Source organism: Limnobaculum allomyrinae (assembly GCF_016649425.1).
Taxonomy (GTDB): Bacteria; Pseudomonadota; Gammaproteobacteria; order Enterobacterales; family Enterobacteriaceae; genus Limnobaculum; species Limnobaculum allomyrinae.
This window is the reverse complement of sequence record NZ_JADRCR010000001.1, coordinates 177,866-202,166: the sequence shown is the minus strand read 5'-3', so window position 1 is coordinate 202,166 and position 24,301 is coordinate 177,866. Positions and strand designations below refer to the sequence as shown.

The window sequence follows — 24,301 nt, the reverse complement described above, 5'->3', positions numbered from 1 at the left end:
TCTACACTTAATCACTTAATAATTGATTAAGGATTAGCTGATTAACTACAGACTATTCGCAAACTATTAATTTTCAGAGATAGTCATTTATGAGAAAAGTTGCTCGGCTAAAATGTAATGATATTCTATTTGTAATTACCGTTACGCTGTTTATCACCTTTGTTCAGAATACCCGTTTCTTTTATCGGGCATGGCAAATCATCGAGCCGGACTCCCTGCGCAATATTATTTTTTCCGCATCTATGCCGGTTCTATTATTTTGCTGTCTGAATGTCATCTTTAGCTTACTGCTGCTTCCTTATCTCCGTAAACCTGTCGCTATTATCTTCATTTTAGCTGGTGCTGCCGTTAATTACTTTATGTATAGCTTTAATACGGTAATTGACAGAAATATGACACAAAATGCGCTGGAAACTAATCTCCATGAAGCCCTTGACCTGTTCTCGTTCAAAATGGTGTTGTGGTTTACACTAATTGGCATCATTCCTGCCCTCATTGTGGCATGGACAAAGATCACTCCCTCTCGCAGCTGTTGGCGTTTTGTGTGGGTAAGAGCGACAAACATCATCGTTTCATCACTGGTGATTGTGTTAATCGCGCTGTTTTTCTATAAAGATTACGCGCCATTTTTCCGCAACAATAAAGATATGGTTAAACTGCTGACCCCTTCTAACGTTATTGGTAGTCTGGTCAATAATCTGTCTAACTATATCGACTCCCGTAAACCGTTTGAGCAAATTGGTCTTGACGCCCATAAAGGCCCATTAATCACACAGCAACCTAAAAAAACGTTACTGGTGTTAGTTCTGGGAGAAACCGCCAGAGCAGAGAACTTCTCTTTAGGTGGTTATTCACGTAATACCAATCCTCAGTTAGCGAAACGGGATAATGTCACCTATTTCGATAACGTTAGCTCTTGTGGTACTGCTACTGCGGTTTCTGTGCCTTGTATGTTCTCCAATATGACCAGAAAACAGTACAGCGAATCAACCGCTAAACATACCGAAAATGTCATGGATATTCTGGCACGAGCTAACGTTAATGTACTGTGGCGAGATAATGACAGCGGGTGTAAAGGGGTGTGTAATCGTGTTCCGAATGAAGATCTCACTACCTTGAAACTGCCAGAGCTCTGTAAAGATGGCGCCTGTCTGGATGATATTTTGCTGTATAAGTTGGATGATTACATTAATACCCTCGACAACGACGGCATCATTGTTTTACATCAGATGGGAAGCCATGGCCCCAGCTACCATCAGCGTTATCCTAAAGAGTACCGTCAATTTACGCCAACCTGCGATACCAATGATATTCAGGATTGTGATGTAGCCAGCTTGCGTAATACCTATGACAACACCATCGTCTATACTGATGCCATGTTGGATAAAACCATCAGTCTGTTGCAAAAACATGAAGATAAATTCGCTACCGCAATGATTTATCTGTCTGACCATGGTGAGTCTTTGGGTGAGAATGGCCTGTATCTGCACGGTACACCTTATGCTATCGCCCCAAGCCAGCAAACTCACGTACCTATGTTGATGTGGACTTCTGCTGAATATCGTCAGGTACAAAAACTGGATGAGGGCTGTTTAGCCAAAGAGGCAAAACAGAACGAATTCAGCCAAGACAATCTATTTCACTCTTTGTTGGGTATTTTCAATATTCAGACAACGGAATACCAAGCGACACTGGATATGTTCCAGAGCTGTCGCAAAGCCAGTTAACTCACCATTCTGATGATCGGACAGGAGAAATTATGAGTAAAGTTCAAGCGACAGGCATTACCCGTATTGTTAATGCTGCCGGATATTCCCGCGCCGGGTTGGTTGCAGCCTGGAGAAATGAAGCTGCCTTCCGTCAGGAGGCTATTTTATGTTTGGCCGCAGTCGGTATCGCCTGTGGGCTGAGTATTACCTCTGTTGAACGAATTTTACTCATTGGCTCAGTGATTCTTGTGGTGGTCGTTGAATTACTGAACAGTGCGATTGAAGCTGTCGTAGACAGAATTGGTACCGAACATCATGAATTGTCGGGGCGGGCTAAAGATATGGGGTCTGCTGCGGTGTTGATAACATTACTGCTGGCTGCGTTGGTATGGGGCGGGGTTTTATTACCCTATGGATTTAAATAATTCTTTCTAACTTTATTGATGTCTCTTTTCATTTTTTAAATATTCCGGCCGTGCACAATAATGAGATACCCTTTGTGCTTACGGCCGGAAACTATTTTATTACCGGCAATCTGCCGGAACCTCTACATCATCGTTAAAGCTCAACACTAACTCTGAATCCACCTTCCTCACGATTGGCGAAATTAATCTCCAGACCATGCAGTTCGGCAATTTGCTTAACAATGGAAATACCCAAACCACTGCCGATTTTTGTTTGTCCTGGTGGACGATAAAAACGTTCGCCCAATCGCTGTAAGTGTTCTTGAGTGACACCTGGCCCACTGTCTTCAATCAATAATTGCTGTTCGGTCAGCGTGATGCTGACGGTACCTTCTGCCGGGGTGTAGTGCAGCGCATTATCCACCAGATTTCGAATCAGCAATGACAGCAAAACTTCATTTCCCTGTCTGTCTGGCGGCATACCCTGATAGTTAATCTGCAGATTTATTTGCTGCTCTTTTGCACTGGCAAAAAAGGCAGGCTGCATATCCTGTATTAACGGCTGCCAGTGAATGGTTTGTTGCTCCGGAATACCGGATTGGGCATCCAGTCGGGATAATGTTAATAGTTGATCCACCAGTCGGGAAGCTCGGTCGATACCAATCGTCAGGTTATTTAACGCCCTTTTCTGTACTTCAGGTTTATTTACCGTTAATTGTGCCACCTCGGTTTGAACCCGAAGAGCCGTTAACGGGCTGCGTAACTCATGAGCAGCATCAGAAACAAAGCGTCGCTCCCGCTTAAGCATATCGCCAATACGAGCAAACAGCAGATTTAGTGCATCAACAAAGGGTTGAACCTCCGGCGGTAGACGTTTCTCTTCAATCGGTGTTTCATCATCCGGTTTTCGCTGTTTAAGCTCAGAAGTCACCCGTTTAAGCGGCGCTAATTCACGATTAATCATTAGCGTGATGATAATCAGCATAATTGGGATCATCGTTCCCCAAGGGGTAACCTGATGATCGAGCAAAATCGACTTCGCCAACCTTTCCCGATAGGCATTTTTCTGCCCAACCGCGATAATAAAACGCTGATCCTGAGACTTCAGCCATAAAACACGCCATAGCTTACTTTCTCTGAATTCGGGCTTCTCTCCTAACTGAGTATCCGTTGGAGAGTAAAAGAAATCAGGGACATCATCCCTGTCAGTCAGTAACTTTTTGCCATCAGTGGTAAAAATAGCAAATGAGAGCGCATCCCTGGCTTGTTTAAATTGATCGGGACGAAATGAGGTATTGTCATTTTTAGGCTGAATCGCCAACAAATCGTCTAATCCGGAGCGCTCCAGCCGTTTGGCGAAAATAATCTGTTCTGCATCATAGGCCAGCCGAACTCGATGACGAACTTTTACATAGCCAATAGCTGACGAAATAACCCAGGAAAGCAGAATAAGAATAGTGAAAATCAGGATAAGGCGAGTACGCAGGCTTAATCTTTTCATTTTTCATCGCCTAAGGCATAGCCCATGCCGTAAATAGTACGGATCAGGTCTTTACCCAATTTATGACGTAAATTATGAATGTGTACTTCTACCGTATTACTGATGACGTCATCACTCCATGAATATAACTTTTCTTGTATCAACGCCTTACTTAATACCCGGTTCTGACTGAGTAAGAATAGTTCCAGCAATTTTAATTCCCGGGATGTAAGCACTATGGGTTCCCCGCTTTTGGTCACCACATAGTTAGCAGTATCTAACGCAATATCTTTATATTGAATGATTGAGCTTAATTGCCCGTGACGACGGCGTACTAAAGCCTGAAGACGAGCCGCAACCTCCTCCAGAGCAAAAGGTTTACATAAATAGTCATCCGCACCAAACTGCAATCCACTGACCCGCTCTTTTATGGCATCCCGGGCAGTTAAAATCAGTACCGGCGTGTCTATTTTTTTCTGACGCCAATATTTAAGAATATCCAACCCATCAATATGGGGCAGGCTCAAATCGAGGATAACGGCATCATAAGGTGCCGAATGAATCGCATTTTGTCCCTGTAAACCATCACTAAACCAGTCAATAGTGAAACCTAATTCAGTCAGGCCAACCTGAATTCCATCACCAATCAACTCATCATCTTCAACCAGCAGAATCCTCATGCCGGAGCTCCTGTGTAATTAGTTTTACCAATATTAATTAACTGGTTAATGCCAGCTAATCACAACTTTAAAACCACCTTGATCTCGATTGCTAAATTTAGTGCTCAACCCATGCAAATGCGCAATGCGCTGTACTATAGACAATCCTAACCCGCTACCGGTCTTCTCTTGACCCGGGGGACGGAAAAAACGCTCACCGATACGTTGCAAATATTCATCGCTGACACCCGGCCCTTCATCTTCCACGCTAAAACTATGTTTATCTAACGTCACCATAATAGTGTTGCCTTGTCGGCCATAGCGAATAGCATTATCCAACAAATTACGAAGCAAAACAGAGAGTAACAGCTGCTGTCCCTTAACCGGTGTTGGTGTCTGCCTGATATCTAAACGGATATCAATATTTTCAGCCTGAGCTTTAGGATAGATATCAGCAATAGCATTTTGTAATAGCGCCTGCCACTCAATTTGCTGTATATCGTCCAGCTGTGAAAATGAATCCAGTCGTGAAAGCATTAATAATTGATCCACCACTCGTGTAGATCTGTCTATCCCATCAGTCAGGTTTGCCAGCGCATGCTGACGCATTGCTTCATCATCACCCGATAGTTGCACCACTTCTGTCTGCACTCTGAGTGCGGCTAAAGGACTACGCAGCTCATGAGCCGCATCGGAGGTGAAACGACGCTCCCGCGCCAGCATCGTACCAATACGGTTAAATAATTTATTTAACGCATCAACGATTGGCTGTATTTCTCCGGGAATTCGGGGCGTTATTAACGCTGATGCATCATCCGGCTGACGTCGATTAAGTTGTTCGGCAATATGACGCAGTGGTTTTAATTCACGAGTAATCAACCAAACCATCAATAAAGCCATGATGGGTAGCGCTATCAGCCAGGGTTTAAGCTGTGAAACCAGCAGATCTTCTAACATATCATCACGATAGTCCAATTCCTGACCGACGGCGACAATATAGCGATTATCGGCGGTTTTTAACCAGACAATGCGCCACAAATCGTCATCCTCTCTAATGGCGCTATTTGCAAAGCCATCCTGATGATAGTTGAAGATAAAATTACTGCCATTATCACCATCGTGTAATACCATTTCACCATCAGGCGTAAAAATGGCAAAAGCCAAGGCATCATCATCCTGAGCGCCCCGGTTATGGCGCAATAACTTTTTAGTCTTAGGTAGCTGCTGCGAAATATTACCGATGGTGGCTGGCTGCAATACCGAAAGCCGCTTGGCAAATATCATTTGCTGCGTATCAAAAATTTCATCAATATTTTTACTGGTTTGCCGCCACGCCAAAAAGCTTGCTACCGACCAGGTTATCATCACCAGTAGAATAAACAGCAGGATCAGACGCAGTTTCAAACTCAGGGTTTTCACTTCTTCTCTCCCAGGGTATATCCCACACCGTGTACCGTGCGGATAAAGTCATTCCCCAGTTTGCGTCGCAAATGATGAATATGAACTTCAACCGCATTACTGGAGACCTCTTCATCCCAGTTATACAATTTTTCTTCAATTAGCGGACGCGGCAAAACCCGACCAATATTATGTAAAAACAGCTCCAGAATGGCTAATTCTCTTGGCTTAAGGATTACCGGTTCGCCATGGCTGGTTACGCTCATGGTTGCTGGTTCATACACCACATGTCCATAGGTGAGCGTTGGCGTAAGTTGACCATGGCGCCGGCGTATCAACGCCTGCAATCGAGCGGCCACTTCCGTCAGGGCAAAAGGCTTACACAAATAGTCGTCAGCCCCTTGCTGTAGCCCATCAATACGCTGTTCCAGCGCATCACGAGCGGTCAAAATGAGTACCGGTATATCGTGACCGCTTTTACGCCAGTCGCGTAAAATATCCATGCCGTCAATACCGGGTAAAGAGAGGTCAAGAACAACGGCATCATAAGGCGCAGCGTCAATTGCCTGTTGACCGCTTTTCCCTTCGGAAAACCAGTCCACACTGAACCCCATTTTAGTCAGTCCGGATTTGATTCCGTCACCAATCAGCCTATCATCTTCAATAAGCAAGATGCGCATAATGTCCTCCTGTTGATTAACGGCCCATTTTTACAGGATAAATCCCGGTATGGCTATTGCCTGAAGCCGGATACGCAAAAATATTTTTTATTTTCATTCTATTAAGATCCTGTTAAGAACTTAGTGATTTAATAGTTAGCGAAAAGAGTAGATCACCTGTCATTGAGGGAATAAAACATGAAAAAATTAACGATGTTAGCTTTGGTTGCCACATTAGTCAGTGCGCCTGTCTTTGCTCAAAATAGCGCTGCAAATGGTGGATTTAGCGGCCCCGGAGCAACGACGACTGCCCCAGCTCAACAAGGAGGCGGTTTTTCAGGCCCTAATGCAGGCACCATGACGGTTGAGAAAGCCTTAACCATGAGTGATGATACCTGGGTTACCCTGCAAGGAAATATCGAACAGCAAATCGGTAAAGAGTTGTATGTTTTCCGGGATAAAACCGGCACCATAAATGTTGATATTGACCATAAGCGTTGGAATGGCCTGACTATCACCCCAACCGATACCGTGGAGCTGCAGGGTGAAATCGATAAAGACTGGAATTCTATTGAGCTTGATGTGAAGCAAATTAGAAAGATTAAGTAATGTAATTGTAAGGGGAACAACGACTATGTGTTCCCCCTATAACTATCCCAAATCAGATATTTTTATTGCAAATTAACTACTTGATAGCTAAGGCCGGGGTTCTTTTTCTGATCCGGTATTTTATATGCGTCAGGGAAACGAAACAGGCGATTATGCCATGCATCCAAAATAATATTATCCCCGGATAATTTCTCCATTGACTGCCACTTCATACTGTTATTGTTGGAAAATGTTATATATTCGCGATCCCACTGATTTCTCTCAAGGATAAATGTCCGCTCGCCAACATAAAGCTTCCCTAAATGCTCCGTCCCCGTTTCCAGAATAGGGTCGTATATTAAATTATTATTCAGTCGATTTAGTGAATAGAGCGACCGAGTATTTTGTCGGGTACCTTCTATCATCACAAAATAGATTTCATGATTCGGAGACTGCTGCATATCCATGATCGTCATGCCGCCATCCCAGAGAGTCTGATTTTCTTGTCCATTCTGAATATTGATACTTATAAATAATATTCTCTTGAGGCTGGAATCCTCTCTGTCCGCTACCCATAACCAAGTGATTATTTGATCCTGTTGATTCACTGCCCACTGGTGACGTTCATAATTTGGCGACACTTCATAATTTAGAGAGGTTCTCTGATTCAGAATAACCTGGTATTTTGATGCTAACTCCCAGCTATCGGCGACCAGTGACCAACTTTTTCCCTGATCCTGAGTCTGATATACTCGCCCGCCCCATGACAATAAATAGTGACTACCGCTGTAGAATTTAATAAATTCCATGCCTGATATTTGCTCACGCGTTGGTAATTGCCATAGCTTTAACCATTGCCAGTCACGCCCACCATTTTCAGAGTAATAAACAATCGGATTATCTTTATAAATCACATCGGTAATGATGTAGCAATGCCCTGAAGCATCGCAGCCTTGAGCAGTAACGCCACCGGTAAAACGGGCACTAAAATAGAGTTTATTGTTCTTCTCTGTCATAACGTGGGTTATTGGAAATAAATCACTCTTATTATTTTTTCTGTAATCATAAGGTTCCAAAGGCAAATTGAGGCGATAGTTCAACACGTCTTGTATTTTTTGTGCTCGTTCGGGAATCAGTGCATCCAGTAATGGAGGAGAGCCATCTGCGAACAGGTCAATTTGTAAAATATTAGCGACATAGCTAATGCCCTGATAATAACGTTGACTCTCTTTACTAAGAACGCTTCCCCTGGCAGTAATAAGCACGCCATCTGAATAACTACTTATTTGATAGTCAGCCATATCCTGAGAGGTTTCCCCATCCAGATGATGTGATTGCCATTGCCATTTAGCGGCAAAACCGGTGAATTCTATGCCATAGGTTAGCAAGACCGTTGCTGATAACAGTATAACCAGAGTAGCTATTCGTATTTTTACCGACGAAAACATTCAATATGTTCCTGTATAACGTTGGTTCTTCCCTGACGTTGTCGTAATAAATAGAGCATGCTTCGTGTAATTTGCGTGTTACGCCCCTGGCTGGAACGACGATAAAAAATCAAATTGGTTATCTCAAGAATAAGCATCAATACACAAAAAAAAGATATCGAGAATAATCCGAAAATAATCATTACTTCTATATATTTCATCCAGTCCCAGCGGTCTGGCAATGCATCAGCATCCCACCATTCAACGACATTAATACTGCTGATAATAAACAACATAAAAAGGAAAATAAAAGACAACAAGTAATAGGCCCCTTTAAAATCTTTAGGTGACATATACATTCGATTTTTATTCAGATAAGCAGAACCATCGACCTCATTAAAAAGGCCACATATATTCTTATTTTCCCTATTATATATCAGGGTAACACTATCATTTTTGGTTAAAAAAACCGGATGCTGATTGGTATTAAATTTAGGCCCTAAGAGAGGATCGGTAATGTAATAAGACAAATTATAGTTTTGATTCTGACACCGGACAACAGTCTCATTAATATGTACATGGCCATGTTTCATATTTAAAATATGATGCTGACGAGTAACAGAATTGACCTTATCTCGAATCAATACCAAAGAGTGACTACATCTTTCGTTCAGGCTGTCTATCCTGTCGGCCTCTTCTTGTGGTTGTGGTGGTACTAAACTATCATCCAACAAGCACTGTGACCTATCTCCCTGCATAACAGCATTGAGACCTCTCTGTAGCTCGTCATTAAATCGCCCCTCTGCAATAAGGTTAATACTGGCAAATTTAATAAAAAAATATCCCACCGCTAATACAGGGATCAGAATCAGTAATAATGCCCAGAAATAAACAGCTGTCAGAGCAACCAATATCCCAAGAGTCGCTATCAGGCTTATCTTTTTTATCAAGGATATCGATGATGAAGTGACAGAATCATGTTGGTATTTTTTGGGCTCCATTACGCCCTTATCTGTAGAATACAACCAGTGAAGATAATAGCTACCATCACTCAATGGACTGGCTCCAATACAAACTTCATCTCCCGGCTCTAATTTTGTTAATAACTCGCTGTGACGAAAAAACTGGTTTTCTCCATAAAAAACCTGATTGCCCGCCAATATACGGAATTCCTGATTAATTCCGGCAGCATTTTGATCGTATCGTTTAAACGTTAAAGTAAAAAAGTAGTTCTTTTTCATCTTTGAGTATTATTTCTGCTTAGAGGAAGAGGCTATTGAATGTCAGGTTTTATTGATATCACATTAAATCAAATAATTAGTTCGAGTATACTGACGATAGCGAAATTGTTAAATAACAAAATGCGCAGGTAGCTACCTCGATCGATTTTTTATAAAAGTACATAACCAGACGTATCCACCGGCCTTTATGATTAAAAATTCAAACGTACCTCATTAACCACTTTGTATTTTTATTAAGCTCTGACATTATCAAGACTTAAAACCTGCAACCATGGATATATGTTGGAGTTTATATGCTGGAGACCTCACTTTTTGTTGCCACTATTGCTACCCTTGGCATGCTCTCACCGGGGCCTGATTTTTTTCTGGTGATTAAGAACGCCGCTCGTTATCGCCGTTCGGTGGCAATGGTAACCGCTTTAGGGGTTATTCTCGGTGTCGCCACCCATATGTCATATTGTGTCGCTGGTTTAGCGGTCGTTATTACCGCGACGCCGTGGCTGTTTAACCTGTTAAAGTATGCAGGCGCACTTTATCTCATCTGGATTGGTATTCAGGCACTGCTATCTCGTGGTGGTAGTAAAATGGATATCACTAACCTGAGCCACCAACATACCAGCTATAAAAATGCCTTTATTCAGGGATATTTGTGTAATTTGCTTAATCCCAAAGCCACACTGTTTTTTCTGTCGGTTTTTACCCAAGTGTTGAGCCTTGATTCCAGCACCGGTGAGAAATTATGGTACGCCTTTATTATCTGGATCCTTGCCGCTATCTGGTGGCCACTGTTAGTCGTTCTGATCCAAAGTGCTCCTGTTCGTCGTGGGTTGGCGAAAGTTCAAAGCATGGTGGATAAAGTACTTGGCGTGGTATTGATCGGTTTAGGTATTAAAGTTGCTTTAGGCTAACCCCGGTTAATAAGCCGCCATCAGGCGGCTCCGTGTTTTCGTTTTTAACCAATCATCATTAAAATGTGACGCTGTCACAAGAAATTACCTTCTATAGATTCACTTCCCTTACTTATCACTCAATTCGAAATCAATTTCCACCACAAGCTAACAATAATTATTATCATTCGCATTATCATGTAGTAGCATATGCAACGCTTATTTATCGGGCATTTAAACCAATAATAAAGATTCGGCATCCGGCTTCGGAGCACAATCTTTTGTTTTTATTATCATACTCAGGGATACACAATGAAAACCAGATCGTTAAACACACTCTGTCTGGCTATTATCAGTAGCTTCACCCTTCCCGCGATAGCAGCCGACAGTGAAGAAACTATGGTTGTCACCGCATCAGGATTCCAACAGACATTGCGTAATGCTCCGGCCAGTATCAGCGTTGTAACGCGCGAACAGCTGGAGAAAAAGCCCTTCCATAATTTGATCGATGCAGTAAAGGATGTTGAAGGCGTCAGCATAACCGGCAGCGGTACCAATAGTCAGGATATTTCTATTCGTGGCTTACCCGGTGATTACACCCTGATTCTGGTTGATGGAAAACGTCAGAACAGCCGGGAATCTCGTCCTAACGGTAATGGCGGTTTTGAATCAGGCTTTATACCACCAATGGAAGCTATCGAACGTATTGAGGTAATTCGCGGCCCGATGTCAGCGCTGTATGGTTCTGATGCTATGGGTGGTGTAATCAATATCATTACGCGTAAAGCCGGTAACGAATGGAACGGCGCAATAAGTATGGATGCCACTCTGCAGGAAAATGCCGACTCCGGTAATATTTATGCGGGTAATTTTTATCTCTCTGGCCCGCTGATTGAAAATCGCGTTGGCTTCCAGTTATATGGCTACGGTAACTATCGACCAGAAGATGACATTATTGAAGGATACAACGAAAACGATAATAAAGGTGTCACGGCCAAGCTAAGTTTTACACCAACGGATACCCAACAAATTGTTTTAGAAGGTGGTCGCGAGATACAAAAACGCGAATCTACTCCTGGAAAATCCATTGAAGCGTACACCGTCCGCGGCTCGCTTAAACAACCAAATCCCAAAACAAATATCAATAATGAGCGTAATCACTGGGCGTTGACTCACACAGGACAATGGGGCTTTGGCTTTTCCGACATTAGCGTTTATCAGGAAAAAACCCGACGCAGTACTGAAACCCACACTCTCAACAGCACTACCGGCTCCTGGAGTGGTGGTTACAGCGACAGAAAACCGGAAATCACCAATACCGTAGTAGATGCCAAGCTAACCCTTCCCCTGCCATCAAATATGGTAACTCTTGGCGGCCAGTATCAATATTCTGAATTAAGCGATGATTCCACCACGGGGAAAACAACCGCAGAGAAGACAGAGGTCACTGCCTGGCAAAAATCGATATTTATCGAAGATGAGATCGCCTTACTGGATGATTTAACCTTTACCGGCGGCGTACGTTTAGACGATCATGAAACCTACGGTGATTACTGGAACCCTCGCGGTTATCTGGTCTATCACCTGACAGATGAAATTACATTAAAAGGTGGCGTGGCAAAAGCTTTTCGCGCCCCAACCTTGCGTGAAATCAGCCCCGGCTATGGTACTGCTACTCAAGGGGGCGCCGGCATTATGTACGGTAACCCAGACCTTAAGCCAGAAACCAGCGTAAATCAGGAAATTGGTATTGCTTACGATCATGAGTCTGGCTTTAATGCAGCTCTGACGCTATTTAATACTGATTTTAAAAATAAACTCACCAGTTACAGTACCGGTGGTAAAGATCCTGTTACCGGTTTAAACCTGTACACCTATGACAATGTAGGTAAAGCAAATATCAAAGGTGTGGAAGCCTCTACGACTATCCCATTAGTAACCAACTGGACTCTGGGTGTGAACTATACCTATCTCGACTCCAAACGTAAAAGCGACGATGAATTCTTCACATCAGGTGAATCACTCAAAGGGCAACCTTTGGCACAAACGCCTAAACACAGCGCTAATGCAAAGTTAACCTGGACGGTTAATGACGATTTGGATACTTATACCCGCGTCACCTATACCGGTAAACAAGTATGGGCGGCACAACGTAATAGCTATACCGGCCCTCGTTATCGCGATGGTTTTACTACTGTTGATATGGGGGGTAGTTACCAAATCAACAAAAATACCCAGTTAAATCTGGCCGTGCTGAACATTACCGACGAAACCGGTGATGATATCAATACTAACGGTGGGAACTGGATCGTTGAAGATGGCCGCCGCTATTGGGTCGGTATTAACGTGAAATTCTGATGTGTATGGCGGAGCCTCTATTCTGGCTCCGCCTGATAAATTCATAAGCAATGGTATTCCCATGTCTAAATTAATTGCGCTGTTCTCCATGTTGCTGTTTTCCGTCACCCTCAACGCCAAACCTCAGCAAACGATCCCGCCCGTTGATAGCGCTGCTTATCAGCACTTCCAAATTCAACAATATGATATGAATGCCGATGAACACCGAAATTACCGAATCTATATTGCGGTACCCCATACACCACCGCCGACTTCCGGTTATCCGGTGTTATATATGCTGGATGGCAACGGACAGTTCCCACTGGCGGTAAATAGTTATCATCCGGATAATGGCCCCGCCCCATTAGTCATCGCCATTGGTTACCCTACTGATGTCAGCTATAACACCGTACCACGCACTCGTGACTATACTCCTCCAGCCGAAGGAGAAGAGTTTGCTCAGGGTGGAAATGCTGAACTGTTTTATCAGTTTATCAACCAACAGCTGAAGCCTTGGGTCAACCAACACTATGCGGTTAATCAACAAAAGCAGACATTAGCCGGCCATTCATTTGGTGGCTTATTTACGCTCTACACTCTGTTTAATCATCCTCAACAATTCCAACACTATGTTGTAGCCAGTCCTTCAATCTGGTGGGGAAATGGTGTAGTTATCCCTGCTCGTACTCCATTACTAACTCAATGGCCGGAGTCCATCACGATAACAGTTGGCGAGTATGAAGAAAAACCTAATCCGGCAGATGCCAGTAAACCGCAAAATGCGGAGCGTGCTAAAAGGCAGGCAAAGCGTCAACAGGTCACCAAAGCCCGCACACTAGCGGAAGAGATGAAGCAACAGGGCGCAAAGGTAACTTTCATTCTGTTTCCGGAGAAAAATCACGGTAGCGTTATCCCGGATGCGGTGAGAAACGCCGTAATGACGGCGGGAAAAGCGTAAAATATCAATGGATAGCCCCTCCTGTTAACCCCCTTAATTGGGCGTTAACAGGAAAGTTTATTTACTATTCATCTTCTTTTTTGCTGTTGTCCGTATAAGCTGCGGCAATCTCTGGCGGCAGGTTTTGCACCACTAAGCTCTGTGGGCTGGAAAGCTTAACGTTTGCCGCCCGTAAACGCTTCAAAATATCAAACAACAGATCGCTTTTGGTTCGGCTGACCACTCGGGGGCTACTGACGTAGCCGGTTACGCTTAACGTAATGCCATCAGGCGTTAACTGACTAAAAGAGACTGACGGTGCTGGCGTATCCTGAATGGCTTCATGCGCGACATAAGCTTCCAGTAAAATACCCCGTACCTGTTCAGGATCGATATCCAATGGGAAAATCAGAGGAATGGTTGCCACACCCTGAGCATTTCCCATTGTCACATTACGTACGTTTTGAGAAATGAGCTGAGAATTGGGCACAATCACCGTCGATTTATCGCTAAGCTGAATTTCAGTAGCCCTGACATTGATACGACGAATATCCCCTTCAACACCACTGATACTAACTAAATCCCCTACTTTTACCGGTCGTTCCGTTAACAGAATCAAACCTGAGATAAAGTTCTTAACAATCTCTTGCAGACCGAAACCGATACCCACTGATAGCGCACTAACAATCCAGGCCAGTTTATTCCACTCAATACCCAGCAATGACAGGGTAATCAGAATCAGTAGTACATAACCAATATTGCTGAACAGCGTGACTAACGACATGCGCATACCGGTATCCATCGCCGTTTTGGGCAGGAACTTAGTTCCCAGCCAGCGACGAGCGGTGCGCAGAATATACAAACCTACCACCGCACTGATCAGCGCGCTCATAACGTTTGCCGGAACGATATTGATTTTACCGAAACTATCACTTCCCAGAATATCGACAGCTTTATCAACGATAGTCATTGGTGTGGTAGCACCATAAGTACCGTTAAACAGAGCAATCGCCGCAAACATAACCAGAATGGTATTTCCTACGGCAGAAAACAGAATAGTTGCCTGTTCCAGGTAGCGATTATCCAGACTTAGTGCTTGCTTAATCCATTTCCCACTGGCGTGGTTGACAGAGAACAGGCTTTCACACAGATCACCCATCAACTTAGTGGTTAAATAAAGACAGGAGAAAACAATGCCAACCCACACCAGTTCATAGGTTAAAAAACGCGCCAGTGGAATATAACCAATCAGCAATGCTAATACGATAGCGACAGACACGGCACTGACCACCAGATGAATCAAACTCGCCATCGAAGTGCGTGGTTCAAGCGGTTCACCTAACGCCACCATCTCCCGGCGAATACGGTTCGTCCGACGAGTTGCTCGCCATACCAATAAAGCAATTAACAGTGACGCAATACCGTTACTGAAGATCGCGGCGGATACGCTGCTACCAATCACATTATTAAGCTGTTCCAAAGTACCAAAGAACATGAGCAGAATAGCAATCCCGCTAGGATAAGGCTTTAATGCACTAGCGATCATATCCGGCATCGGTACCAGTCGCCACGATGGCCGTTGAATAGAGAGCAATGCCCTGCCCAGGCCGGCAATCAAACCGGAGAAAATGGTTAGCCCTAACAGGCCATTGGCGAAGTTATCTACCAATGGTGGTAGCGTATTATTACGGGCAAAAACCAGATAGAGCAGATTGGCACCGCCATAAAGCGTAATAACCGTCACAATAACCGTCGCAAAGGCTAAAAAAGTACGGCGTAAGCGCCCATCCGGAAAACCCCAAATGCTTAACCAGACCAGTGCCTTTTCAAGATATTTGCGGGCATAGACCCAAACAGCAATAGCCAGAACCATCAAAGCGATGGAACCAAACAGCCGATCCGGTTGCCAGGCTTGTGCAATATTATCGGATAGCTGTTGGCTAAAACTGGCAATTTTAGTTCTGTCATCCACCTGTGGACTAAAGATCGGAGCCCAAAAACGCGGCCCTAAAATACTCCCTGAATTCAGCGCCAACTGAGTTTTCAGCGCATTTCGCCGTAATTCTATAATTTGCTTTGAAAGATTGCTGGCATTGGTTTTTAGCGTTTGGGAGTGTTCTAACTTTTTCTCGGTTGCCGCTTTATCGGCGTTTAATGCCGTGCGTTGTTTTGTGACTTCAGGCGTTTCGTCCAGCGCTCCGGGTGCCGGGGCAGGCCCGATAACATCCAGTTGGGCTTGTATTTGCGTTAATACCGGCGTCAGAATACTGATGTACTCATCCGCTTTATGAGAAACCTCCAGCGCCTGAGTATTCAGTAAACTGAACTCTTTGTCTTTGGTAACGGCAGAAACCTGTTGCTTAATATCACTAAGCCGTTGCTGTAAGCTTTCAAGTTCTGCGGTACTGACATCTTTCTTTTCTTCTTGTTCTGAATCCTGATCTTGTGGCTTATTTCCCTGAGTTTGATCCTGTGGTTTATTTACCACAGACTTGGTATTACTGTTAGCAGCAGGTAGTGATTTGGGCGCTGCATATACTGAAGGTACCGTTGTGCCAATCACCGCCAATGAACAAATTAAAAGCAATACCTTTGAAAATCGATACATACAGCAATACTCCAAACGTCACTACATGTCAGATTGAGATAGTTAATATTACAGTTTTGGCTTGATAGTCTTTTTTAGCTCATCAACAGAGATAGAAGCCACAACGCTCCCTGCTAATGGTGCTTTTAAAACATGCGGCTTAATCTTGCCCCATACCTGCATTTCACAAGGTTTACAGTCAAAGGTTAACGTCAAAACTTCATCATTGTGTACCAGTTGCATTGGCGTTGCCCGCCCTTTGACACCCTGAACACCTTTGGCCTGTTTAGGACATAAATTAAAGGCAAAACGCAGACAGTGTTTGGTAATCATTACCGGCACATCTGATTTTTCCTGATGAGCTTCATAAGCGGCATCAATCAATTCGACACCAAATCGCTGATAAAACTCCCTGGCTTTATGGTTATAAACGTTAGCAAGGAAGCTTAAATGAGTTTCAGGATAGACTGGCGCAGGTTCAGAGACCGGTAACCGCTCAGCACGCTGATAATGTTGTAGTCGGGCTTCTGTTAGTGCATCAATCGTATCCCGTCGTAACTGATTCAACTGAGCGCTGGGAATAAAATACACCGCCGGTAAGTCAACGGTCACTGAAGTAGCACGATAGATAGTTTGTCCCAGTTTGGATAATCCATCTTTCAGGCTTTGTAATGATTTCTCCGCCTGATTTGCCACTTCAAAATCACCATTAAGTGACGTTGTAACGCAACCCCCCTCTTCACTGGTCGCCGTCAGCAATAATTCAGCCGCCACCTGTGTTAAGTGTAGTTCAACGTTCACCTTACGTTCACTGGATGACTTGAGCAACGACTGTTGCCACAGATGATCCAGGTTACGGTTTAGCGGATGATTCGGTCGTAACTTGCTAAATTCAGGCAACATTTCATTAGGATAAACCCGATAACGAAGTTCTGCCGTTTTCTCTACTTTACTGGCGCGAAAACCAACAATTTCTCGCTTAATAAGTACATTCAGACCATCACCATTAGTCAGTGGCTCAATCACGCTGACATCCAGATAGTTCCCACCGACTTTAAGCACTTCACCAACCGGCAAGCCGATATATTTAGGTGAATCAAATGCGCCGATATCCATCTGCCGTTGGTTAACAAAGTAATCGGTGCTTCCCCGATGGAACGTCTTCTCCGGATTCGGAATAAAGTGATGTTGTGTTCTACCGCTGGAAGCGGCTGACAGATCCGAACGTTGAAGCAAAATTTGATCGATCTGCTGGCGATAATAGGAGGTGATGTTTTTCACATACCCCATGTCTTTATAACGCCCTTCTATTTTAAAAGAACGCACACCGGCATCAATCAACGCAGACAGGTTTGCTGCCTGGTTGTTGTCTTTCATTGAGAGCAAGTGTTTGTCATAAGCCACAATCCCGCCTTTATCATCTTTTAAGGTATACGGCAGTCGACAGGCTTGTGAACAATCGCCCCGGTTGGCACTACGCCCGGTCTGAGCGTGGGAAATATAGCACTGGCCAGAGAAAGCTACGCATAAGGCGCCATGAATAAAAAACTCAATTGAGGCACTTACGTTATGTTTGATTTGCCGAATCTGTTCCAGATTAAGCTCTCTTGCCAGAACCAGTTGTGATAACCCTACATCAGATAAAAATTTCGCTTTTTCAACCGTTCTGATATCCGTTTGGGTACTGGCATGCAAATCAATAGGTGGAATATCTAACTGTAAAATGCCCATATCCTGGACGATCAATGCATCCACACCGGCATCATACAGTTGATAAATAAGCTGCCTTGCCGGTTCTAATTCATCATCATGTAAGATGGTATTTAGGGTAACAAACACTTTGGCATAATAGTGGTGAGCAAAAATAACCAGCTCAGCAATATCTTTCAGACTGTTTCCGGCATTATGACGAGCGCCAAAGCTGGGGCCGCCAATATAAATGGCATCGGCACCATGCAAAATAGCTTCACGGGCAATTTCTACATCTCTTGCCGGACTAAGTAGTTCTATCTGATTGTCTGAAAGTCTCATATTTCACTGAATTATATAGTAGTTAATCGTATCAAACAGGTAGCAAACATAAACATGTTGGTGGCAGTCGCTACAGCGTGCGGCATTGTACATTAGATTTGAATTTCCGCGCATGAGGATCTTATTAATAGCGGGGAGTTTATCTGATATGAAGTTTAGATGATTATCCCGCCATCAGGCGGGATAAATCAAAACAGGAAACAGCGGACAGGAATAGTTAGCAGGTCTTATTTTCTATAGAAATTAAATATAAGTAGCGATCGAGTACCATAGCGGTGATGCCTAAACTTCGGCAAATCTCCATTTGGGTTTTCCCCTTTTCACTTAACGCTTCAATCTGGCGTAAAATATTTCCTTCATTACCCTGATAGATATAACTAATTTGAAATGTTCGCCCACATCCTGAACAGTAATATCGCTGCAATCCGGAACGTGCTCTGCCGTGTCGACGAACACAGTTTTTTCTACCGCAGTGATGACATATGATGGCCCCGACTTTCATTTTGAATGCCTCCCTATATATTCAAACTCCTTACATCAATTCAACGTACTACTTTTTATGGTTGATACATTTAGCTGCCCCAAACTGGAAGCCAATGAAAGCCGGGCTAAATGCCAGTCCACCATCGTGTTCACATTATTGATTTGCGCTTCCGATAAATCATTTTGTGTATTTAGCAGTTCTAAAATGCTACCAACACCTGATTGATAACGGCCTCGGGCAATCTCATAAGCACGACTGGAAGATGCCACTAAATCGCGCATATTCTTCAGGTTATTTTGAGCTGTCGATAAGCGTTGATAGGTTTGCCATACCTGCAGAGCTATATTTTGCTTGGTTTGAACAAACTGATTTTGCGTCAGTTCCAGTTTATTCTGCGCTGCCCGTACGGCGTTATATTGGCTAAATCCACTAAACAGAGGCACTTTGACATTAACCCCCATATACAGCTCATCACTGTCATAACCCGGGCCATATTTAGGACGATCGTTACCCCAACGAGAAGTGAAATAGACCGAAGGTAAAAAGCCTCTTTTTGCTACGCTCAGCTCTTTTTCCGATACGGTAATTTGCTCTTTAGCTGCCAGTAACTGTGGATGTTGGTTTAAGGCTTTTTCAATTAACTGATTAATATTATTCAGTGAGCTTTGAGACGGAACCGACAACCCTTTCTGAAAGCTAATATCTTTAGTGATATCCTTACCTAAGATAGAAGCCAGCGCTCCCATACTGTTGCGTACTTCGCCTTCTGCCTTAATTCGGTAGTTAGTGGCCGATAAGGCGGCGTTTTTAGCCTGAAGCTCATCGGCTAATTCACCAACCCCCGCCTCTCTTTTTCCCTGAGTGACCTGTAAACTTTTATAAGCGATAACTTCAATATCTCTGGCGGCTTCCAGATAGGCTTCTGAAGCGATAACCGCAAAGTATTTTTGTGCGGCATCTAACACCACATCCTGTAAATCCGACAGAGATAAAAACTCGACCGCAATAAGCTCACTCTTTGCCTTATCAACACTGGCTTCGCGCTGACCAAAATCAAACAGCAACCAACTGAGTTCCAACGTGTTTGCCCAGGACTCGGTTTTGGTTTTGTAATCTTTCTTGTCAACGGTTTGAGTTAACTCTCTGTGACCAAAACTGCTATTTAAGTCTACCGTTGGCATATAGCCCGCATAGCTGCTGTCTTTGGCAATCTGATATTGATGCAGGTTTAACCAGGTCGCTTTAGCCTTAGGGTCATTACACATCGCCATGACCACGACGTCATAAAAGCTTAAATTTCCCTTACCCTGACCAGCACCCAGACAAGCGTTGTCATTCAACGTCTTTTTACTTGAGATATCAGCAACCACCGGCGCTTCAATTGGCTGTGGTGCTATTGTTTGAGGCTCTGGTTGTACAATATCCGGGGTTACCGGTTCTATCGTAACCGGGGCCGCTGCTACCGTTGTTGATTGCGACGATGACGGTGACGGACTCCCCTTGAGATACTCGTCAATACCGGGTAACGATGCCGGTTTTGAACTTGAGACAGGGGCGGCAGAATTTACTGCATTCTTCACCGGCATCGTTTTTACCGGTTCATAACCAATCGTACGGGAAACGCTCGTTGCTTTCACCGGCACAGAACCCGTTGAACTGGAAACAGTGACGGGTTTTGTTACTGTTGGTTGAGTTGCAGTTGGTGTTGCTGACGTTGTTGATATCGACTTAACCGGCAATGGCCCTTTGGTGCTGGTGAGCGGTGCAGACTTTGCCGATGATGAGCTATTTTTGGGCTGTCCGGAAGTACTTAGTTCATCGATAAGACTCATCACATCATTACGACTTGCCGCAAAAGATGTTGATGGAAATATGGCTGAATAAACCAGACTGGCAAGAATAATCTTCTTCATTTTAGCTTCCTTGTTCCGCAGCAGGCTCTGTTGACGGTGCTGCCGACGCGAAAAGCTGTGCCGGTGTCAAATCGTGTCCCACTGTTCCATTTTCAATAACGATAATGCGATCAACCATAGCCAGCGTTTGAGGGCGATGAGCAATAACCAGACGTGTAATCGCCAGCTGACTTACCGCGGTATTAACGTGTTGTTCTAACTGCACATCCAGATGGCTGGTGGCTTCATCCAAAATCAGTAATTGCGGCTGTTTATACAGTGCTCTGGCTAACAGAATCCGTTGTTTTTGCCCACCTGAAAGCGCAACACCCATATCACCCACCAGGGTGTTATATTGCATTGGCATTTGTTCAATATCGTGGTGAATAGCTGCCATCATAGAACACTTAATCGCTCTTTCATGACTGACGCTGTGGTCAAAGAAAGTGATGTTATCCATGATAGAACCGGCGAACAGCACGTCATCTTGCAATACTGTCGCGCTGAAACGACGTAGGTTAGCTACCGTCAGTTGTTTCAGGCTAACACCATCAATCAGGATATCGCCGGATACTGGCGTTAAGCTGCCACACAGCAGTTGGCTTAATGTGGTTTTACCACAGCCGGAAGCCCCTGCCAGTGCCACACACTCACCCGGCTCGATGACGAATGAGATGTCTTTAATGACATAAGGCTCATGTTCTGAATAACGGAAACTAACATTATCGAATTCAATACGTGGTGGTTGAGTTTGTTGGGCATACTGTTTCTGTTCTATCACATCTTCCGGTTCAGTCAGCACAATATCGGCCAAACGTTCGGTTTGAATACTCAACATTTTTAATTCAAAGAACTTATCTACCAGGCTGCTGATACGGCTACTAAACTGCCCCTTATAAGAGGTAAACGCCATTAATACCCCAACGGTGAACGTTTGATCCATCACCATGGTGGCGCCAATTCCTAAGACCAACAGGTTTTCAATACCAAACAATAAGCCATTAAGTTGCTGATAGTAGATCTGTAACTTCTGAACTCTGACACCTGAGTTAATCTGACTAATCAACAGCGCCATCCAGTCTGACATACGCTCATTCTGACGTTGAAACAATTTGATGGTTCTTACACCACGAATGGTTTCCAGAAAATGACTCTGTTGTTTTGCGCCGTGGATAATCTGCTCTTCTGTTGCCATGCGCAATGGACGGTACCAAAGTATCCGACCAATAACGTATAACAACATCGTGATAAGACAAATGGTTGCCAGATAAGGGCTATAGATGTACATCATGATTAATGTGACGATAGTCATCATGCCGTCAAGAATGGCCACAAAGAATGATGATGAGAGTGTTGACTGAATAGAGTCAACTGCGCCAAAACGGGACACAATATCCCCTAAATGACGTTTCTCAAAATAGCTGATTGGTAACCGCAAGAGATGACGGAATACACTGTCGCGCCACTGCACGCTGATGGATGTAGAAATATACATCATCACCCACGCCCGCACGGCCGAAGTAAGCTGTTGAACCAGCATCATAACGCCAAACCCAACAATCAATGTGACTAACAGATTCCTATCGTTAGATACGATCACATAGTCAATCGTCCATTGGGTAAATAACGGTGAAATAATACTGAATAGCTCTATTCCTAAGGCCAATAACAACACCTGAATAAAGCTGCTTTTAAGACCTGTAATTTTACCGATTAGATCGCGAAAACGAACCTTACGTCTGACTTCCTGTGGCTTAAATCCTTCATCTGGCCAAAGCTCAACGGCAACACCAGTAAACGATTTTGAGACCTCTGAAAACGCCAGTTGGCGTACCCCAAAAGCGGGATCGTGAATAATACACTTATTCCCTTTAATCGCTTTGAGTACCACAAAGTGGGAAAACTCCCAATGCAATATGCAAGGTAATTTAAGCTTGGGTAAATCTTCCATTTCCAACCGTAAAGAACGGCTGGTCAAATTCATCTGCTTAGAAATATTCAACAGTTGAGTAAGATTGGCGCCCTTCTGAGAAATACTGTATTTACCGCGTAAAGTAGCCAGGTCAATATTGTAATTATAATAACCAGCGATCATGGCTAAACAGGCAAGACCACATTCAGCCGATTCCGTTTGGATCAGTACGGGTAAGCGCTGGCTGATTAGTCCAAAATTGATTTTTTTAACGAAACTCATCCCTATTATTCCCTTGTTGCTTTAACCCTTAGTCAGTCGCTTTCTTGGTGATACTCAACAAGGGTTCCAATACCCATTCGTAGAGTCTTCTTTTATCCAGTGTGATATCCGCTTCCAGTTCCATACCAGGCTGTAGCGCTTTATCTTTTCCATAAACGCTAATCAATTGCTTATCCGGTTTTACTACGATTTGGTATAGCGAGGCTTCATTACCCACATTCGTGGTACTTTGTAATTCATGTTGCAATAAAGCCGCCTTAGAAATAGACACCACTTCGCCACGGTATTGACCAAATTTTTGATAGGGGTATGACTGGTAACGTAGCCAAACTTCAGCGCCTTCCTGAATAAAACCCACGGCGTTGCTTGGCGCATAAAGATGAACCATCAAAAGTGAGTTTTCAGGAACAATACTGACCATTGGCTTACTGCTATCCACAAATTGCCCGGTTTGAGCCACGGCTGCGGTTATCGTGCCGCTTTGTGGAGCCTGAATAGTAATTTCACGTTTAGCTTCGCTTTCAGCAAGCTCTTGTCGGGTCGTCGAGATATTGCGATCGATCTGTGCCTGTTGTTTATCAAACTTCAGCAATAATCCATCCAACTCAGATTGCCTTCCCGCCAGCTCTTTCTGAGCATTAATTCTCTCACGTTCATAGCTACTCAGGGCACTTTGCTGCTGCAATAGCTCCTCTTTCACCCGTTCAAATTGTTCCAGAGAGATATACTCTTTCTTATAAATCTCTTGATACTGCTGCTGGCGGCGTTGAACCAACTGCAAAATTTTACGCTGATTAACTATTTGCTTATCTAAGGTATTAACCTGATCGTTTAACTGCCGAATATAATTTTGCAGCAAAGATTTCTCAGCGATAAATTGGGCTTGGTTCTTAGCTAAGTCTTCATTCAGAGACTCGAGTCTGGACTGAATCTGAGTACTAATAGCCTGCTGAGTACCACTACTGTTTTGCGACTCCCTTTCGCTGGAAATGATATAGAGCACATCCCCTTTTTTGACCTGCTCTCCCTCTTTTACTTTTTTGTCTGTCACTACACCGTATTGCGGACTATAGACTTTGATCACTCCACGATCGGGTACTAACTGTCCTGTAACAGTCTGTTTTCTCGTATAAGAAAACAAAATGCAAAAAAGCACGATAAATACAGTAATGGCGCAAACAAAAGCAGTAAAAAATTTCAATGTTAAAGGCGTACTTAACATAACGCTGCCAAGCCACTTTTGCTTTTCTGCCTGAAGCGCCTCCTGGCGAAATAGCCCCATAAGCCATTTTATCCTTAATAATTATTACGTTAACTAGATTACTGGCGATATATTCTTGATTAATATGACGCTGAAAAATTGATAAATTTGCTTATTGCCTCATCA

The 24,301-nt window shown here is 43.8% G+C and carries 18 protein-coding genes; 6 read left to right on the top strand and 12 right to left on the bottom strand.

Going from position 1 to position 24,301, the window contains the following annotated elements; translation table 11 throughout:
* The first annotated feature begins 89 nt into the window (after window positions 1-89).
* Together eptA and I2494_RS00810 are read left to right on the top strand one after the other, a co-directional pair.
* On the top strand, window positions 90-1,727 hold the full coding sequence (gene eptA, locus I2494_RS00815) for a phosphoethanolamine transferase EptA (protein ID WP_218465850.1): 1,638 nt from the start codon (window positions 90-92) through the stop codon (window positions 1,725-1,727).
* Between the two features lie 32 nt (window positions 1,728-1,759).
* Window positions 1,760-2,134, top strand: coding sequence for a diacylglycerol kinase (locus I2494_RS00810; protein WP_218465851.1), 375 nt, complete (start codon window positions 1,760-1,762; stop codon window positions 2,132-2,134).
* A 133-nt stretch (window positions 2,135-2,267) separates the two neighbouring features.
* On the opposite strand, the gene qseC (I2494_RS00805) is transcribed toward I2494_RS00810, so the two are convergent.
* Genes qseC (I2494_RS00805) through qseB form a run of 4 tightly spaced genes read right to left on the bottom strand, consistent with a single transcriptional unit; the run spans window position 2,268 to window position 6,330 of the window.
* Window positions 2,268-3,614: a quorum sensing histidine kinase QseC gene (gene qseC, locus I2494_RS00805; RefSeq protein WP_218465852.1), complete on the bottom strand. Its 1,347-nt coding sequence runs from the start codon at window positions 3,612-3,614 to the stop codon at window positions 2,268-2,270.
* Window positions 3,611-4,273, bottom strand: coding sequence for a response regulator (locus I2494_RS00800; protein WP_218465853.1), 663 nt, complete (start codon window positions 4,271-4,273; stop codon window positions 3,611-3,613). Before I2494_RS00800 ends, qseC (I2494_RS00805) begins: the two co-directional genes overlap by 4 nt.
* Window positions 4,274-4,318: 45 nt before the next feature.
* Window positions 4,319-5,671 (bottom strand): quorum sensing histidine kinase QseC, encoded by a 1,353-nt coding sequence (gene qseC, locus I2494_RS00795; protein WP_218465854.1) that lies wholly within the window; start codon window positions 5,669-5,671, stop codon window positions 4,319-4,321.
* Complete coding sequence (gene qseB, locus I2494_RS00790; protein ID WP_218465855.1) at window positions 5,668-6,330, bottom strand: quorum sensing response regulator transcription factor QseB; 663 nt, start codon at window positions 6,328-6,330, stop codon at window positions 5,668-5,670. Before qseB ends, qseC (I2494_RS00795) begins: the two co-directional genes overlap by 4 nt.
* Before the next feature lie 177 nt (window positions 6,331-6,507).
* Between qseB and I2494_RS00785 the strand changes: the two genes are divergently transcribed.
* Window positions 6,508-6,918, top strand: coding sequence for a YgiW/YdeI family stress tolerance OB fold protein (locus I2494_RS00785; protein WP_218465856.1), 411 nt, complete (start codon window positions 6,508-6,510; stop codon window positions 6,916-6,918).
* Window positions 6,919-6,980: 62 nt separating this feature from the next.
* Here the strand turns inward: I2494_RS00785 and I2494_RS00780 are convergent, their stop codons facing one another.
* Together I2494_RS00780 and I2494_RS00775 are read right to left on the bottom strand one after the other, a co-directional pair.
* Entirely contained in the window at window positions 6,981-8,345 is a 1,365-nt protein-coding gene (locus tag I2494_RS00780) for a hypothetical protein (protein WP_218465857.1), read from the bottom strand.
* Window positions 8,330-9,565, bottom strand: coding sequence for a hypothetical protein (locus I2494_RS00775; protein WP_218465858.1), 1,236 nt, complete (start codon window positions 9,563-9,565; stop codon window positions 8,330-8,332). The genes I2494_RS00780 and I2494_RS00775 overlap by 16 nt, the downstream gene beginning before the upstream one ends.
* Window positions 9,566-9,858: 293 nt before the next feature.
* Here I2494_RS00775 and I2494_RS00770 point away from each other — a divergent pair, with 293 nt between their 5' ends.
* From I2494_RS00770 to I2494_RS00760, 3 genes are all read left to right on the top strand, one after another.
* A complete protein-coding gene (locus tag I2494_RS00770) occupies window positions 9,859-10,473 on the top strand; it encodes a LysE family translocator (RefSeq protein ID WP_218465859.1) in 615 nt (204 codons plus the stop codon).
* A gap of 291 nt (window positions 10,474-10,764) precedes the next feature.
* Window positions 10,765-12,810: a TonB-dependent receptor domain-containing protein gene (locus I2494_RS00765; RefSeq protein WP_218465860.1), complete on the top strand. Its 2,046-nt coding sequence runs from the start codon at window positions 10,765-10,767 to the stop codon at window positions 12,808-12,810.
* 61 nt (window positions 12,811-12,871) lie between these two features.
* Window positions 12,872-13,747, top strand: a complete 876-nt coding sequence (locus tag I2494_RS00760) for an alpha/beta hydrolase (RefSeq protein WP_228350799.1) — start codon at window positions 12,872-12,874, stop codon at window positions 13,745-13,747.
* A 64-nt stretch (window positions 13,748-13,811) separates the two neighbouring features.
* Here I2494_RS00760 and I2494_RS00755 read toward each other — a convergent pair whose 3' ends face one another.
* The 6 genes from I2494_RS00755 to I2494_RS00735 form a co-directional block, all read right to left on the bottom strand.
* Entirely contained in the window at window positions 13,812-16,334 is a 2,523-nt protein-coding gene (locus tag I2494_RS00755; protein WP_218465861.1) for a DUF3772 domain-containing protein, read from the bottom strand.
* A 48-nt stretch (window positions 16,335-16,382) separates the two neighbouring features.
* Window positions 16,383-18,344 (bottom strand): peptidase U32 family protein, encoded by a 1,962-nt coding sequence (locus tag I2494_RS00750; protein ID WP_218465862.1) that lies wholly within the window; start codon window positions 18,342-18,344, stop codon window positions 16,383-16,385.
* A 217-nt stretch (window positions 18,345-18,561) separates the two neighbouring features.
* A complete protein-coding gene (locus I2494_RS20760; RefSeq protein WP_218465863.1) occupies window positions 18,562-18,846 on the bottom strand; it encodes an IS1/IS1595 family N-terminal zinc-binding domain-containing protein in 285 nt (94 codons plus the stop codon).
* Between the two features lie 35 nt (window positions 18,847-18,881).
* Window positions 18,882-20,741 carry a TolC family protein gene (locus I2494_RS00745; protein ID WP_218465864.1) on the bottom strand — a complete coding sequence of 620 codons (1,860 nt, stop codon included), beginning with the start codon at window positions 20,739-20,741 and terminating at the stop codon, window positions 18,882-18,884.
* Between the two features lies 1 nt (window position 20,742).
* Window positions 20,743-22,914 (bottom strand): peptidase domain-containing ABC transporter, encoded by a 2,172-nt coding sequence (locus tag I2494_RS00740; protein ID WP_218465865.1) that lies wholly within the window; start codon window positions 22,912-22,914, stop codon window positions 20,743-20,745.
* Window positions 22,915-22,942: 28 nt separating this feature from the next.
* A complete protein-coding gene (locus I2494_RS00735) occupies window positions 22,943-24,196 on the bottom strand; it encodes an HlyD family secretion protein (protein ID WP_218465866.1) in 1,254 nt (417 codons plus the stop codon).
* Between the last annotated feature and the right edge of the window lie 105 nt (window positions 24,197-24,301).